The organism is Megamonas rupellensis DSM 19944, from assembly GCF_000378365.1.
Lineage (GTDB): Bacteria > Bacillota > Negativicutes > Selenomonadales > Selenomonadaceae > Megamonas > Megamonas funiformis.
In genome coordinates, this window is the sequence record NZ_KB899582.1 from 12795 (window position 1) to 26016 (window position 13222).

14 protein-coding genes and 1 tRNA gene are annotated in these 13222 nt (G+C 29.2%); 2 read left to right on the forward strand and 13 right to left on the reverse strand.

What is annotated here, in order from left to right; genetic code table 11:
* Positions 1-6 precede the first annotated feature (6 nt).
* The 6 genes from F553_RS0107345 to F553_RS0107370 form a co-directional block, all read right to left on the reverse strand.
* Positions 7-828: an ABC transporter ATP-binding protein gene (locus tag F553_RS0107345; RefSeq protein ID WP_018999607.1), complete on the reverse strand. Its 822-nt coding sequence runs from the start codon at positions 826-828 to the stop codon at positions 7-9.
* Positions 828-1649, reverse strand: a complete 822-nt coding sequence (opp1C, locus tag F553_RS0107350) for a nickel/cobalt ABC transporter permease (protein ID WP_018999608.1) — start codon at positions 1647-1649, stop codon at positions 828-830. The genes F553_RS0107345 and opp1C overlap by 1 nt, the downstream gene beginning before the upstream one ends.
* On the reverse strand, positions 1649-2590 hold the full coding sequence (gene opp1B / locus F553_RS0107355; RefSeq protein ID WP_018999609.1) for a nickel/cobalt ABC transporter permease: 942 nt from the start codon (positions 2588-2590) through the stop codon (positions 1649-1651). Before opp1B ends, opp1C begins: the two co-directional genes overlap by 1 nt.
* A gap of 66 nt (positions 2591-2656) precedes the next feature.
* On the reverse strand, positions 2657-4264 hold the full coding sequence (gene nikA, locus F553_RS0107360) for a nickel ABC transporter substrate-binding protein (RefSeq protein ID WP_018999610.1): 1608 nt from the start codon (positions 4262-4264) through the stop codon (positions 2657-2659).
* 102 nt (positions 4265-4366) lie between these two features.
* The gene (locus tag F553_RS0107365) at positions 4367-5269 is read right to left on the reverse strand and encodes a LysR family transcriptional regulator (protein ID WP_018999611.1); all 903 of its coding nucleotides are present in this window, start codon (positions 5267-5269) and stop codon (positions 4367-4369) included.
* A gap of 93 nt (positions 5270-5362) precedes the next feature.
* Positions 5363-6463 (reverse strand): DUF932 domain-containing protein, encoded by a 1101-nt coding sequence (locus F553_RS0107370; RefSeq protein ID WP_018999612.1) that lies wholly within the window; start codon positions 6461-6463, stop codon positions 5363-5365.
* A 188-nt stretch (positions 6464-6651) separates the two neighbouring features.
* Here F553_RS0107370 and F553_RS11805 point away from each other — a divergent pair, with 188 nt between their 5' ends.
* The gene (locus F553_RS11805) at positions 6652-7164 is read left to right on the forward strand and encodes a DUF6680 family protein (RefSeq protein WP_018999613.1); all 513 of its coding nucleotides are present in this window, start codon (positions 6652-6654) and stop codon (positions 7162-7164) included.
* A gap of 58 nt (positions 7165-7222) precedes the next feature.
* Here F553_RS11805 and F553_RS12120 read toward each other — a convergent pair whose 3' ends face one another.
* The 3 genes from F553_RS12120 to F553_RS0107390 all read right to left on the reverse strand — a co-directional run bounded on the left by F553_RS12120 (position 7223) and on the right by F553_RS0107390 (position 8735).
* Positions 7223-8134: a type I restriction-modification enzyme R subunit C-terminal domain-containing protein gene (locus F553_RS12120; RefSeq protein ID WP_244263947.1), complete on the reverse strand. Its 912-nt coding sequence runs from the start codon at positions 8132-8134 to the stop codon at positions 7223-7225.
* Positions 8135-8139: 5 nt separating this feature from the next.
* On the reverse strand, positions 8140-8466 hold the full coding sequence (locus F553_RS12630; RefSeq protein WP_026296968.1) for a hypothetical protein: 327 nt from the start codon (positions 8464-8466) through the stop codon (positions 8140-8142).
* Between the two features lie 182 nt (positions 8467-8648).
* A tRNA-Leu gene (locus tag F553_RS0107390) sits at positions 8649-8735 on the reverse strand.
* A gap of 129 nt (positions 8736-8864) precedes the next feature.
* Here F553_RS0107390 and F553_RS0107395 point away from each other — a divergent pair.
* Entirely contained in the window at positions 8865-9392 is a 528-nt protein-coding gene (locus F553_RS0107395) for a hypothetical protein (RefSeq protein WP_018999614.1), read from the forward strand.
* A gap of 42 nt (positions 9393-9434) precedes the next feature.
* Here the strand turns inward: F553_RS0107395 and F553_RS0107400 are convergent, their stop codons facing one another.
* The 4 genes from F553_RS0107400 to F553_RS0107415 all read right to left on the reverse strand — a co-directional run bounded on the left by F553_RS0107400 (position 9435) and on the right by F553_RS0107415 (position 12835).
* Complete coding sequence (locus tag F553_RS0107400; RefSeq protein ID WP_018999615.1) at positions 9435-10190, reverse strand: exodeoxyribonuclease III; 756 nt, start codon at positions 10188-10190, stop codon at positions 9435-9437.
* A 3-nt stretch (positions 10191-10193) separates the two neighbouring features.
* A complete protein-coding gene (gene rsmA, locus F553_RS0107405; RefSeq protein ID WP_018999616.1) occupies positions 10194-11057 on the reverse strand; it encodes a 16S rRNA (adenine(1518)-N(6)/adenine(1519)-N(6))-dimethyltransferase RsmA in 864 nt (287 codons plus the stop codon).
* Between the two features lie 22 nt (positions 11058-11079).
* Positions 11080-11646, reverse strand: coding sequence for a ribonuclease M5 (gene rnmV / locus F553_RS0107410; RefSeq protein WP_018999617.1), 567 nt, complete (start codon positions 11644-11646; stop codon positions 11080-11082).
* A gap of 205 nt (positions 11647-11851) precedes the next feature.
* On the reverse strand, positions 11852-12835 hold the full coding sequence (locus F553_RS0107415; RefSeq protein WP_018999618.1) for a resuscitation-promoting factor: 984 nt from the start codon (positions 12833-12835) through the stop codon (positions 11852-11854).
* Between the last annotated feature and the right edge of the window lie 387 nt (positions 12836-13222).

The following is a 13222-nucleotide window of genomic DNA, read 5'->3' on the forward strand; positions in this document are numbered from 1 at the left end:
AATTAATCACTCCTTTTTATCAACAACTTCACGATATTGCTTCATTACTGCTAATTTTTTTTCTACAAGCAATCTAGTATATTCATCTTTAGCATAGTGTAAAATATAATCAAAATTTCCTTGATCTACTAATCTTCCTTTATTCATTACAATAATTTCATCTGCCACCTTAGAAATTGCTCCTAAATCATGTGTAATAAAAATCATAGATGTATTTTTTCTCTCTTTTATATGCATAAATTCCTCTAATATTTCATATTGAGTTATTGCATCTATTGCTGTCGTAGGCTCATCTGCTACTAATAAATCTGGTTTTAAAGCTAACGCAATGCCTATCATTATTCGCTGTAACATGCCTCCAGATAATTGATGTGGATATTTTTCTAACACTTCTTCTGGATCTTTTATCAGCATTTTATTTAATAATTCAATTGATAATTCATGTATTTCTTTCTTACTTAAATTCAAATGCATAGCAAAAGTTTCTGCAATCTGGTCATTTATTTTACAAAGTGGATCAAAGCATGTCATTGGATTTTGCAATACCATTGTTACTTGCTCACCACGTAGTTTTCTTAAACTTTCTTTATTTTCTTTTAACAAATTTTTACCTTTAAATAAAGCTTTTCCTGTAATTTCAAAGTTACGGTCTAATAAACCTAAAATAGCCTTTACTGTTAAAGATTTTCCACTACCTGACTCACCTAAAATTCCCAAACATTGACCTTCATATAATTTAAAATTTAAATTATCTACTAATACCTTTTTTTTCTTTTTTTGTCTTAAAATTACGGTTAAATTTTCTACTTCCAAAATAGGTACGCTCATTAGTTAACCTCCTTAGGATCAAAAACATCACGAAGAGCATCTCCTAGTAAATTGAATGCTGTAACTAAAGCTACAATTGCAATACCTGGTACAAACATTTGTATAGGATTTGTTGTTAATACATGTTTAGCTTCATTCAGCATAGCTCCCCATTCAGGAATAGGTGCTTGTACTCCTAAACCTAAGAAGGATAATGTAGAAATATTTATTATAGCCCAACCAATATCTAAAGTAGCAAGTACTGCTAAATCGGCTGTAATAGATGGCAATAAATGACGACAAAGAATAAATCTTTCTGATGTTCCTACACAACGAGAAAATTGCACAAAATTACAATCACGATATTGGACAACTGATGTTCGTATCATACGTGCATACCATGCCCATTTAATAAAAACATTTGCCAAAATTACATTACGTACATCTATACCTAACAACGCTACTACTGCAAAAACCATGATTTGACTTGGAAAGGATAACATTACATCTACAATACGCATGATTATCTCATCTATAGGCCCTTTAAAATACCCAGCCAATAATCCCATAAATGCTCCTAGTCCAATTGTACCAATCATAGTTAATAAGGCTAAGCCTAATGTTGGTTGTATTCCATATAACATTCTAGACAATACGCATCTACCTAATTGATCTGTTCCTAAAGGGTATTGTGCACTCATTGGAGCAAATTTATTTAAAATATTATTAGCATATGGGTCATTTGGAGCAATCAATGGTGCTAATATACCTAAAATAGCAATTATCAAAATAAAACCACTGGTTAGCATTGCCATTTTATTATGCAAAAAACGTTCTAACATTAAGAAACCTCCTTGCGTAGACGAGGGTCAATTATAGTTTGTAAAATATCAAAAATTAAATTGAAGATAACAAATAAAGTACCTATTAACAATACATATGCTTGAATAATTGGATAATCACGATTGAAAATAGATTCTATACATAATGTTCCTAATCCAGGCCAAGCAAATACATTTTCTACAACAATTGTTCCAGCAATAAGTTGAGGAATACTCATACCAATAGCCACAAAACAGGTCTGCATAGAATTTCGCAAAATATGTTTTGTCAAAATTAAACGTTGAGATAAACCTCTTACATTTGCATATAATACATAATCTTTTTTCATATTTTCTAACATATTATTTCTAATTAAACGAATATATGTAGAAATATATGTTAATGACACTGTGAGTGCTGGTAATATTAGATGTTTTAAACTATTATTTCCACTTGTTGGCAATAAATCCAATTTAATAGATACAAACCACATCAGTAATAAACCAATCCAATAAGCTGGCATAGCTGTAGTCATAAAAATAAAAGCACGCATTACTTTATCAAATAAACTATCTTTATAAACTGCACAAAAAAATCCAATTGGAATACTAAGTAAAATAACTAAAATAAAAGAAGCACCTGCTAATTCTAAAGTAGCTGGCATACATCGCAAAAGTTCTTCAGATACCGTTCTTGATGGATTAGTATAGCTAATACCAAAATCACCTTGTACGCAATTCACCACCCAATCCACATAACGGACAAAAAAAGGCTTATCTAATCCTAATTCACTTCGTACTTCTTGTACGGCTTCTTCAGTTATAACGGGAACTTGTCTAACACGTAAAGCCACCTCTGCTGGATCTGATGGTATTAAATTTATAAAGCAAAAACAAACAAAGGAAATACAAATTAATAATGGTATAGCACTTAATATACGTTTTATTACATAATGTTTCATAAAAACTCCTTTCTAAAAATAAAAGGCTTCTTCTTACTGAAGAAAGCCTTTTATTTTTATTAATAATTATTCTATATACATATCTTGAAACGGTACTTCATATTGAGTTTGCATAAAATGCATTCCTTTCAAATCAGAACGATATATTGCTTTATTACATTCATAAGTTAATGGAATATATACCGCATCATCATGTAAACGAGTTAATACAAATTTGTACAATTCTTGACGTTTAGCCTCATCAGTTGAAATCATAATATTTGTAATTGCTTCATCAATTTGAGCTTTATCTTCTAAGCCTTGCTGTGCAGCATAATCACCATATACAGGAAGTCTCATTGCTGCTAATGAAGATTGTGGATCGTATGGTGTTCCCCAACAAATATTAAATACCATATCAAAGTTTCCAGCTTTCATTTTATCTCTATAGGACTGTTCTTCTTCTCCTGAAATATTTAAAGAAATACCTATTTTACTGTATTCAGATTGTAGATATTCTGCAATAGATTTTTCTGTTACACTATCGCTGTTATATAATAATGATAAATTTAATTTTTTCCCATCTTTCATGCGAATTCCATCATTACCTTTAGTCCATCCTGCTTCATCTAACATTTTTTCAGCTAAATTTGTATCATAAACATAAGGTTTTAAATCAATATTACAATATGGGATAGTTTTCGCAAATAAAGTATCAGCTGGTTTTTCTACACCATAAAAAATTCCATCAGAAATAGCTTGTTTATTAGTAGCATGTTGTAATACTTGGCGTATTGTTTTGTCTTTTAAAATATTATTTGTTGTATTTAATACTATCTGACGAGTTGATGTTGCTTCAGATAAAGCTACTGTAAAATCTGAATTCTCCTCAAATTTCTTAATAGAATCAACATCTAGCATATTTTTACCAAAAATCAAATCAATCTCACCTTTTTCCAAAGCCATTATTCTTGTTTGATTATCTGGTATAACTTTTACCAATATTTTCTTAATTTTAGGTTGTTCACCCCAATAGTTAGGATTAGCTTCAAAAATAGCATATTCATCAGTAACTACTTCTTTTAAGATATATGGTCCTGTACCAATATATTCATTTACACCATTTTTAGTACTACCATTTTTCATTGCTTTAGGAGATATCATTGCAAATGGTCTAGTAACACTCAATTCTGTAAGCATTGGATAATATGGTTTAGTTAATTTAATAACAAAAGTTTTAGCATCTGGTGCAGATACACTATCTAATAAATGCATCATTTCTAACCATGTATGACGCTCTTTATTCTCTATAATTGCATCAAAATTAGCTTTTATTGCATAAGCATCACAAACTTCTCCATCAGAGAATTTTACACCATCTCTAATATGGAAAGTATATGTAGTACCATCTGGACTGATATCCCATGATTCAGCAAGCACACCTTTATATCCTTCATCAGTTAATGTTATCAAGGTTTCATAAAGCATCTCTTGAGCATACATTTCACCAGCATATAAATGTGGATTTAAATCACGAATATCTCTGTAATTAACAAAAACTAATTCATCTTTTGGACGTTCATTTCTAACATTTGAATCAGAACCACATCCCGTTAATAAGCTTGTAGCCATAATACATGATAAAATTGCTGTTGTTATTTTTTTACTAGTCAACTTTTTTAATGGATTTAACATATATTTCCTCCTTATGATAACGATTTTCAACATCAATAATTATATCATAAAAAAAATATATATGTTTATTCTATTTTGTTAAACCTTGGTTATAACAAAATATTATATAGTTTTTTTAAAGTCTTCTAAAAACGACTGTACATGCTGACTTAACTTTTGTCCTTCAACATACACATATCCTATATTTAATATACCTTCTGTATTTTTTATTTTTATAGCTTTTATATTAAAAGGTTCATACTTTTTCTTTTTACTATATATTCCTAATCTACATAAGTCTGTTTTCATTAATAAATTTACCATTGTTGCATCACTATTTGTATAAACTGAATTATTTAAGTTTTCCCATTCAGTAAAACCAATATTTATTTTATCTAAATGATGTTCTAATGAAAAAAAATCTTTTATGCCTTTAATAAATTTTAAAGTTTTTAAATCAGATAACTCTATATACTCCGTATTAAACAAAGGATGTTTTTCTCCTACATATATACAAATAGATTTGCTTCCTAATGGTATAAACTCTAATTTTTTATGAAATAAAATATGTAAAAAAACTTTCATTTGTTTTTCTGCTACATATATCAATCCTATTTCTGTTATTCCTTTTTTTACATAATCTGTTACTTCCTCTATCGAGCCTTGATAATGTTCTATTGATACTTCACCATTATTTTTTTCATAAAAAGTAGTTAAAATATTTGATATAATATCACTTCTATATGTTGCTATTGATAATTTATTACTATTTATAGGTAATGCAATATCTGTCATTAAATGTATATGTTTTAAAATAACTTCAGCATATTGATATATGGTTTTCCCATAAGGTGTTATTTCTATACCTTTATGTGTTCGTTTAAATAATTCTCTACCTAATTCTCGTTCTAAACTATTTATTATTTTACTCACATTGGGTTGTGATGTATACAAGCACTCAGCTGCTTTATTGATACTACCACGTTCACAAACAGCTAAAAAATATTCTAATTGTTTAATCTCCAAAATAATACCCCTCAATACATAATATAATGATTATCATTTATATTATATATCAAAATAAATATATAGTTAATAAAAAAATAATAGGCATAGCAATTAAGCTATGCCTAAATCTTGGTTTAAATCTCTTGGTAACAACACTAATTTATTTTGTTTTATGGATTTTATACTATCTTCTAAAATTGTTCCACCAATTCTTTCAAGTTCTGTAGCACGATTATAATTATCTACATCTTGAGAAGCTCTTGTTACTGCATTAACTAAACCAAACTGACTGAAATCATTATCTATAATAAAATGTCTAAGTACAGAAGCTCTTTCTACTTTATTTAAGATATATTTATCGCCTAAAACTTCTACTGTTTCCACTGGATTATTTCCTGTAGAAATAGTTTTTGCCTGACGCATTTTATCTACTGTTAATAAGAATTTAGTTTCATCAACAGCTGCACTTACGATATCTTGTACTTTCATGAAATATGCTTTGTCATCAGCTTCTAATGTTTCATCAGAATATAGTTCATATGCATTGTCTGTATCTTCTACATTTCTTCCTGTATGATATTTTTTATGAGCATAATCTCTGCTAATCATGCCATTTTTACATACTAAACGATAAACAAGTGGCTCAACTTTTGAAGCTCCAAGACCAATCTCACTATTACTTACTACAAAACCAGCTTGTACAATATCTCCCTTTGCAATTTCTGCCTTCATTGATTTATTGATTACCTTTAAATACAGATGAGTTTCTGTGATATCACAGCTTGCTATAGTACAATTTTTCATTTGGGCAATAACTGGTAATATATGGTCTACAAGCTCAAGGTTATCTAATCTACGATAACGATTAGATAGAAAAGCTCGTAAGTTACCATCTAATGTACGAAGCATACGTTTTTCACTTTTTAGTTTTAACCAACCATTGATATTAGCATCTAAAAGCATTGGAAAATCTGTTCTCATTCTTTCATAATACTTAAACGGAATATTCAAACGTTCTGCAATTTGGCGGTGAGCAATTTCTGTTACTTGATAATCTAAAAGGTCGGTTCCTGTATTTACAGTGATTATAGTTTTTCCTTTTTCTGTATTGGCTGTCAAACTTCTTGTATCTGCTATCAAATCCTTTCTCATTTCACGTTGACGCATAAGTTCTCCATAAAGACTTTCAATTGATTTTAAACCTTGTTTCATAATACATTCCTCCTAAATAAAATTGGGCATAAAAATAAGCCCTAGCACATTTGTACTAGAGCTGAGTATAGGATAATTATCATTAATATAATATATAACTGAAATTTTTTAGTTTATCAAAAGGAAAACTTTCTTCATATTAAACAAAGAGATATAATTTAATTAAATAAAAAACTGGAGGTAATAAAATGATAGAAATTCTAAATATAATAGCACTTATATTTATCCCAATTTTCGCAGTTATTGTTGGACAAAGATTGCAAATTAAACATCAAAAACGAAATGATAAAATGCAGATATTTAAAATATTGATGACTCATCGTATTTTTGGCTGGACAAATGAAAGTGTTCAAGCTTTGAATTTAATTGATATTGTTTTTGCAGATGATGAAGCTGTTAGAAAGCAATGGAAAGTTTATCTTGATAAACTTTATGTAGAGAATCCAACAGATACAGAATTATCTAAAATAAAGATAGAACATGAAAAACTTTTAGAGACAATGGCTAATGCATTAGGATATAAAGATATAATTACATGGGAATCTATACAAAAACCATATATTCCCAAAGGTATGACAGAATCTATACTTCAACAACAAATGGATCAAAAAAATCAATCTGTTGTTATGGAAGAAATGAAAAATATGATTAAAACAACTAAAAATAGAAATAAACCTACAAAAAGAACATCTATGAAATAAAATTAATATAAAAATAAGCCCTAGCATTAAATTATTAGGGCTTATTTTTATTAATATTTTATGCTATAAATGCATTTGAATTAATTTGTTGTATGATAGTTCTTATGCCTGCAAAAACAGATATATCAGGGAAAATATCAATTACACTGCCTTTATCTGTGAAAGGTGTTTCTTGTAGAACAGATAAATCTTTCATCATTCCATTTTGAACGATATATTCAATTATCTTATTTACAAAATAAATCTGTCTACTATCTAAATTAGTTTCATTTAGATATCTAGAAAAAGCTTGTTTAGCAGCATTCATATCTAAACCAACAATTTCTCTGACGAATTCTCCTAATGGCTTGTCTTTATATTCTTTTTTATAATCTTCTTGTGTACCAAGTTCATTCCAAAGAATTCTTTCTAAATCCTTTATATCATCAGTTGTTAAAGGCTGATTAGTTTTTATCTTAGAAATAACTTTTTCATTTTGATGCTGACGAATATAATATTCCGCTTTCTCTTTATAATTTTTTAAATCGTCATTTTCTAAGTCAGATTCATTCCATGTTTTTGATAAAATCTCATCATTAAAATCAGTTTCAAATATCATTTGTGATTTTGGTATATATTTCATTAGATTACGTAATCTTTCTCTAATATCTTCAAATTTATTAATACCAATATCATCATTCAAATAATCTGTATTTAAGATTTTATTTATGATATCTTTTTGCTCTATAATCTCTGGTATATTAGCTATTTTAGAAATGCTTTTTACTTTATCTTTCAAATCTTTATATCTTCTACCATCTTTTTTATTCATTAAATAAGCTAATTCTATACCATACATTAAAGCATCAAAACGTAAAGCAATAGCATTATCTTCTTCAGGTTCAATCAAAGGAGCCAATTCTCTTTTTATATCTAAAGTATTTTCATAAGTAATTAATTTATAACTTTCAGGGTTAGAATACATTTCCACATATTTCAAATGTTGTTTTCAGCAAAATTACTTTTATCTAATTTTCTAACCTTATTGACCATACTTTCAACTAAAGAAGCTCTAAAAGCAATTAAATCATCTGTTTGATACGCTATATCCTGTAATTTAAAAGCTATATCAAATTCTAAAGAGAAAATACTTCCTTGTATGGATAATTGATTTTTTGTTGCTTTTCCCTTATTTAATCGGAAAAAGTCAAAGTTTCCACAGAAATCAAAGATATAAAATTTTTCTTTATCTTTACCATCTAATAAGTTTGGACAAAGTCTTGTACCACGTCCTATCATTTGCCAAAATTTAGCTTTACTCATTACTTTTTTGAAAAATACTAATAAATTATACTAACAAATTTTTTATATTATAGATTGTATTATTCAATAAAATTCTCTTAAAAAAGTTCATGTGCCCAAAATGTGCCCAAATCTTAAAAATTTACTTTTTTAGACAGCAAAAAAGGCTTTACAGAAAACCTGTAAAGCCTTGAATTTACTAATGGTGCCGAAGGCCGGACTCGAACCGGCACGTAGGGGACTACGCTTGATTTTGAGTCAAGTGCGTCTGCCAATTCCGCCACTTCGGCATGTTGTGCTAAACAACAGTAATATTATATCATTCTATAATTATACTGTCAATATAAATAATTATCTTAACTTAATTAAATATATCTATTATAATGTTAATATATTTTTTAATATGAAAGGATTTTTTTATGTCACCAAAATCTGTTTTTCTTACTTTAATAATTATTTTATCTTGTATTATTTACTTACCTTCTATAACTTATGCTCAAAATAATACAAATACCCAAAATACCACAACTAATACTACTACTTATTTACATTTACCAGAAAAAACTACTATGCAAATAATAAATATAGATAATTTAGACAGTAAAACTAATCATAAATACGATTTAATCAACTTCCGTCTTCACCAAGATTTAGTTGTTAACAACGAAATCATTTTACCTAAAGATACAAAACTTCAAGGTATGATTACTAAAATCCATGGCAGTAGATTGCTTGGGGAAAGTGCTATTATCCGCATAAAATTAAATAATATCACCTTAACTGATGGCAGTATTTTAGAATTTCCTTGCGATTTAAAATTAAAAGGTGGCAAAAATTATGCCAATATAGCAAGTAGTATTATCGTTCCTTTTTCAGGTTTACTATTTAAAGGAAAAGAAGTTTCTTGTCCATCTGGTAGCATAATTGAATACAGTTTTGAAGAATAAAAAATGGCAATAGGCTTAAAAAAAAGTCTATTGCCATTTTATTTAAATATCTAATTCCAAACTAACTGGACAATGGTCACTACCAAAAAATTCATTGTGAATGCCAGCTTCTTTTATATTTGCTTCAATATCTTTAGATACGATAAAATAATCAATTCTCCACCCAGCATTATTTTCACGAGCTTTTCGCATATATGACCACCATGAATAAATGCTTGTTTTATCCGGATAAAGATAGCGGAAAGTATCGACAAAACCTGCTTGTAATAATTCGGTCATTTTACTGCGTTCTTCATCAGTAAAACCTGCACTACGGCGATTTGTCTTAGGATTTTTTAAATCAATCTCTTTATGAGCAACATTTAAATCTCCACACATCACGACAGGTTTTTGCTTGTTTAATTCAACTAAATAATTGCGAAAAGCATCTTCCCACTGCATACGGTAATCCAAGCGCTCTAATTCTCGCTTAGAATTTGGTGTATATACGCAAACCATAAAGAATTTATCAAATTCTAAAGTAATTACACGACCTTCATGGTCATGTTCTTCTATATCTAAACCATAACTTACATTTAATGGCTCTACTTTAGTAAAAATAGCTGTACCTGAATAACCCTTTTTTTCTGCACTATTCCAATACTGTTTATATCCCGGTAAGTCTAATTCTAATTGATGAGGTTGCATTTTTGTTTCTTGTAAACAAAAAATATCTGCATCTAAAGTTTGAAAAGTTTCCATGAAACCTTTATTCATACAAGCACGAAGACCATTTACATTCCAAGAAACAAATTTCATAAATTATGCCTCCTGTTTTGCCATTTGTGCCAAAATATTAGCAATAGCTCCAAACTCTTCCATAGTCAAAGTTTCTCCGCGACGAGTTGCTTCTATTCCAGCTTTATCTAATACATCAGCGATGATATTTTTATCTACGCCCATGGATTTTAAAGCATTATTTAAAGTCTTACGACGTTGACCAAAAGCTGCTTTTACCACTCTAAAGAACATTTTTTCATCAATAAGTTCTACGGCAGGAATCTGTCTAACTTTACAGTTCACTACTACAGAATCCACTTCTGGAGGTGGCATAAAAGAACGTGGTGGTACATATAAAGCGATTTCAGGCACTGTATAATACTGCACTGCTACAGATAAAGCACCATATGTTTTACCGCCTGGCTGTGCTGCCATACGTTCTGCTACTTCTTTTTGTACCATTACTACGATATCTGTTATGGGCAAATGTTTTTCGAGCAAAGCCATGATAATTGGTGTAGTAATATAATATGGCAAATTAGCTACTACTTTAAATGGTTTATCCCCCATGATTTCTGGAATATTTACTTTTAAAATATCTCCTTGAATAACACGCACATTGTCATAAGCCTCTAAAGTATGTGCCAAAACTTCTGGCAATCTTTTATCTAATTCTACACAAGTAACCTCTGCTCCAGTTTCAGCTAAAGCTTGAGTCAAAGTACCGATACCAGGGCCGATTTCTAATACTCTATCATTTTCCTGTACATTTGCTGCATCTACAATGCCCTGTACAATATTAGCATCTATTAAAAAGTTTTGTCCTAAGCGTTTGCTCATATGAATGCCAAAACGCTGTAAAATATATCTTGTAACCTTCTTATTAGCAATAGTAGGTTGCTTCATTAATTAAAATTCCTCCAATTTATTATTTATTTCCAACTTCATTAATATCATTTTCTGAATTTAATTTTGCTAAAGCTTGATTAAATTCATCTCTAGTAATTCCATAATTATTTAATCTGCGTAAAAAAGTTTTAGCATTGGCAAAACCAATTCCTAAAATAGCACCTAATTTTGCCCTACGAACACCAGAATTTGCAAAACCATTTAAGCGATTTAAAATTAAATCAGTAGCACTAAATTCATCACTAGGTTTCCAATTCATTGTACGCACTTTAGCCAATGCTTTACGAATAGCTTCAGGACTTGCCTGCTCTATACCGATATCATCATTTGCAGTAGCTTCTTCACAAGGTACAAAAGCGTGCTTTGCATTAGGAAATCTTCTTGTTAAATATGTGCGAATTCGCTCTCCAGCTGAATCTGGGTCAGTTAAAATAATAATGCCACGTTTTTCATAAGCAGCTCTAATATTTTTTATAGTCTTAGGCAATAAATTAAAACCTTCTGTGATAATACAATCAGCTTCAACTGCTTTATTAATGGCTACAACGTCCATTTTTCCTTCTACAACTAAAACTTCTTTTATCATTAAAAACCTTCTCACTTATTTTTCAACTAAACTAAAATATTACAAATAAACTCATATTTTTTTAGTATAACAAAAATATATCAAAAAACGCAAGTAAAAAGCCATATACTCTAGACAAAAAGAGCCTGTAAACTTACAGACTCTTTTTCATCTTTATATATAATTTTCTATCTATCCTACTATTTTAAATCAATTTATACAAATATCAATCTAAAATATAAACTTCTACACCACGACGACCAAAAGCTATAGCTTGAGTATAATCTTCCATACATAAATCAATCATATAGCCATTAATCGCACCGCCAGTATCTGCTGCAATAGCTTCACCATAACCTGGAATATATACACGTGTTCCAAGTGGAATAATATCTGGGTCTACAGCTACTACACCATAACGAGCAGGAATACCAAGCGCCGTATATCCAGCACCGCCACCATCATAAGGTAAATATGCACTAGCTTCCATATACAATACTTGAGAATATGATCTCAAACCAATAGTATTCATCGGTTCTGCTGTGCCTTCACGAACAACCTGATTTACAGGACGAACTAATTGAGAAGTTTGTACTACTTCTTCTCCCACTTTAATACCTTTATGATATTTTTCTCTAACTAATAATCTATTTAAACCATTTCTTCCAGCTTGAATTACTTCTTCATTACCACGGATCATAGAGCTATCTGGCTCTTTTATCACCTGATAATTTTGTACTTCATCTCTTAATACTAATTTACTAGAAACATTTAAAACTTTTACTTTTGCATCAGTATGTAGCTGAGTATCTTTACCGCCCTCAACAAAATACTTATCTTCATCTAAATTCATTGAAGATATCAATTCTCCCACAGTTTTCTTTGTGGTTTTTACTACTTTTGTATCTCCATCAATTTCTACAGTTACTGGCATTGCACGATTAATTGTAATTACAGCATTATCAGTTATATTACCTGTAGATACTGTATAATCATCTCCATTATCTAACTTTATACCAGCTTGCTTCAATATATTCTTTGGATTATCATAGACCGTATTGACTACCATTTTATTACCATCTGCTACAATTGTGACATTTTTATTTGCTGTTACAAATCCAGTTAATGTAGCCATTGCAAAACATAAAACCACTACTGCAGTTAGTTTACATTTTGTTAAATTGTGGCTTAATAGGTTTTTAAAATCCATTGAATTCCTCCTTTACGAAAAGATATTATACCAAGTATTTACACTTGTGTCAAATTTCTTCATAAATATGTAACATTTGTACTTGTAAAATTGTAAATTGTAATCTAGTAAAAAACCTTATAAATAAAGGATTTTTCTATGTGTTTACACCTAAAATATGATGTATTTCATGTAAATAAATAAGGCATTTAAATGCAAACGGCTCATAAAAATAAATACAGAAATTTTACTTATAATTAATCTATTTCACATATATATCATTTATTGTGTTTTTTGTATAATTATTAATTGCATATATAATTCTATTCTATAAAAATTAATATTATTTATATAAAAGCAAGATAAAAAAGCTTTTCTTTAAAGGAATTTAATTTCCACTTAAAGAAA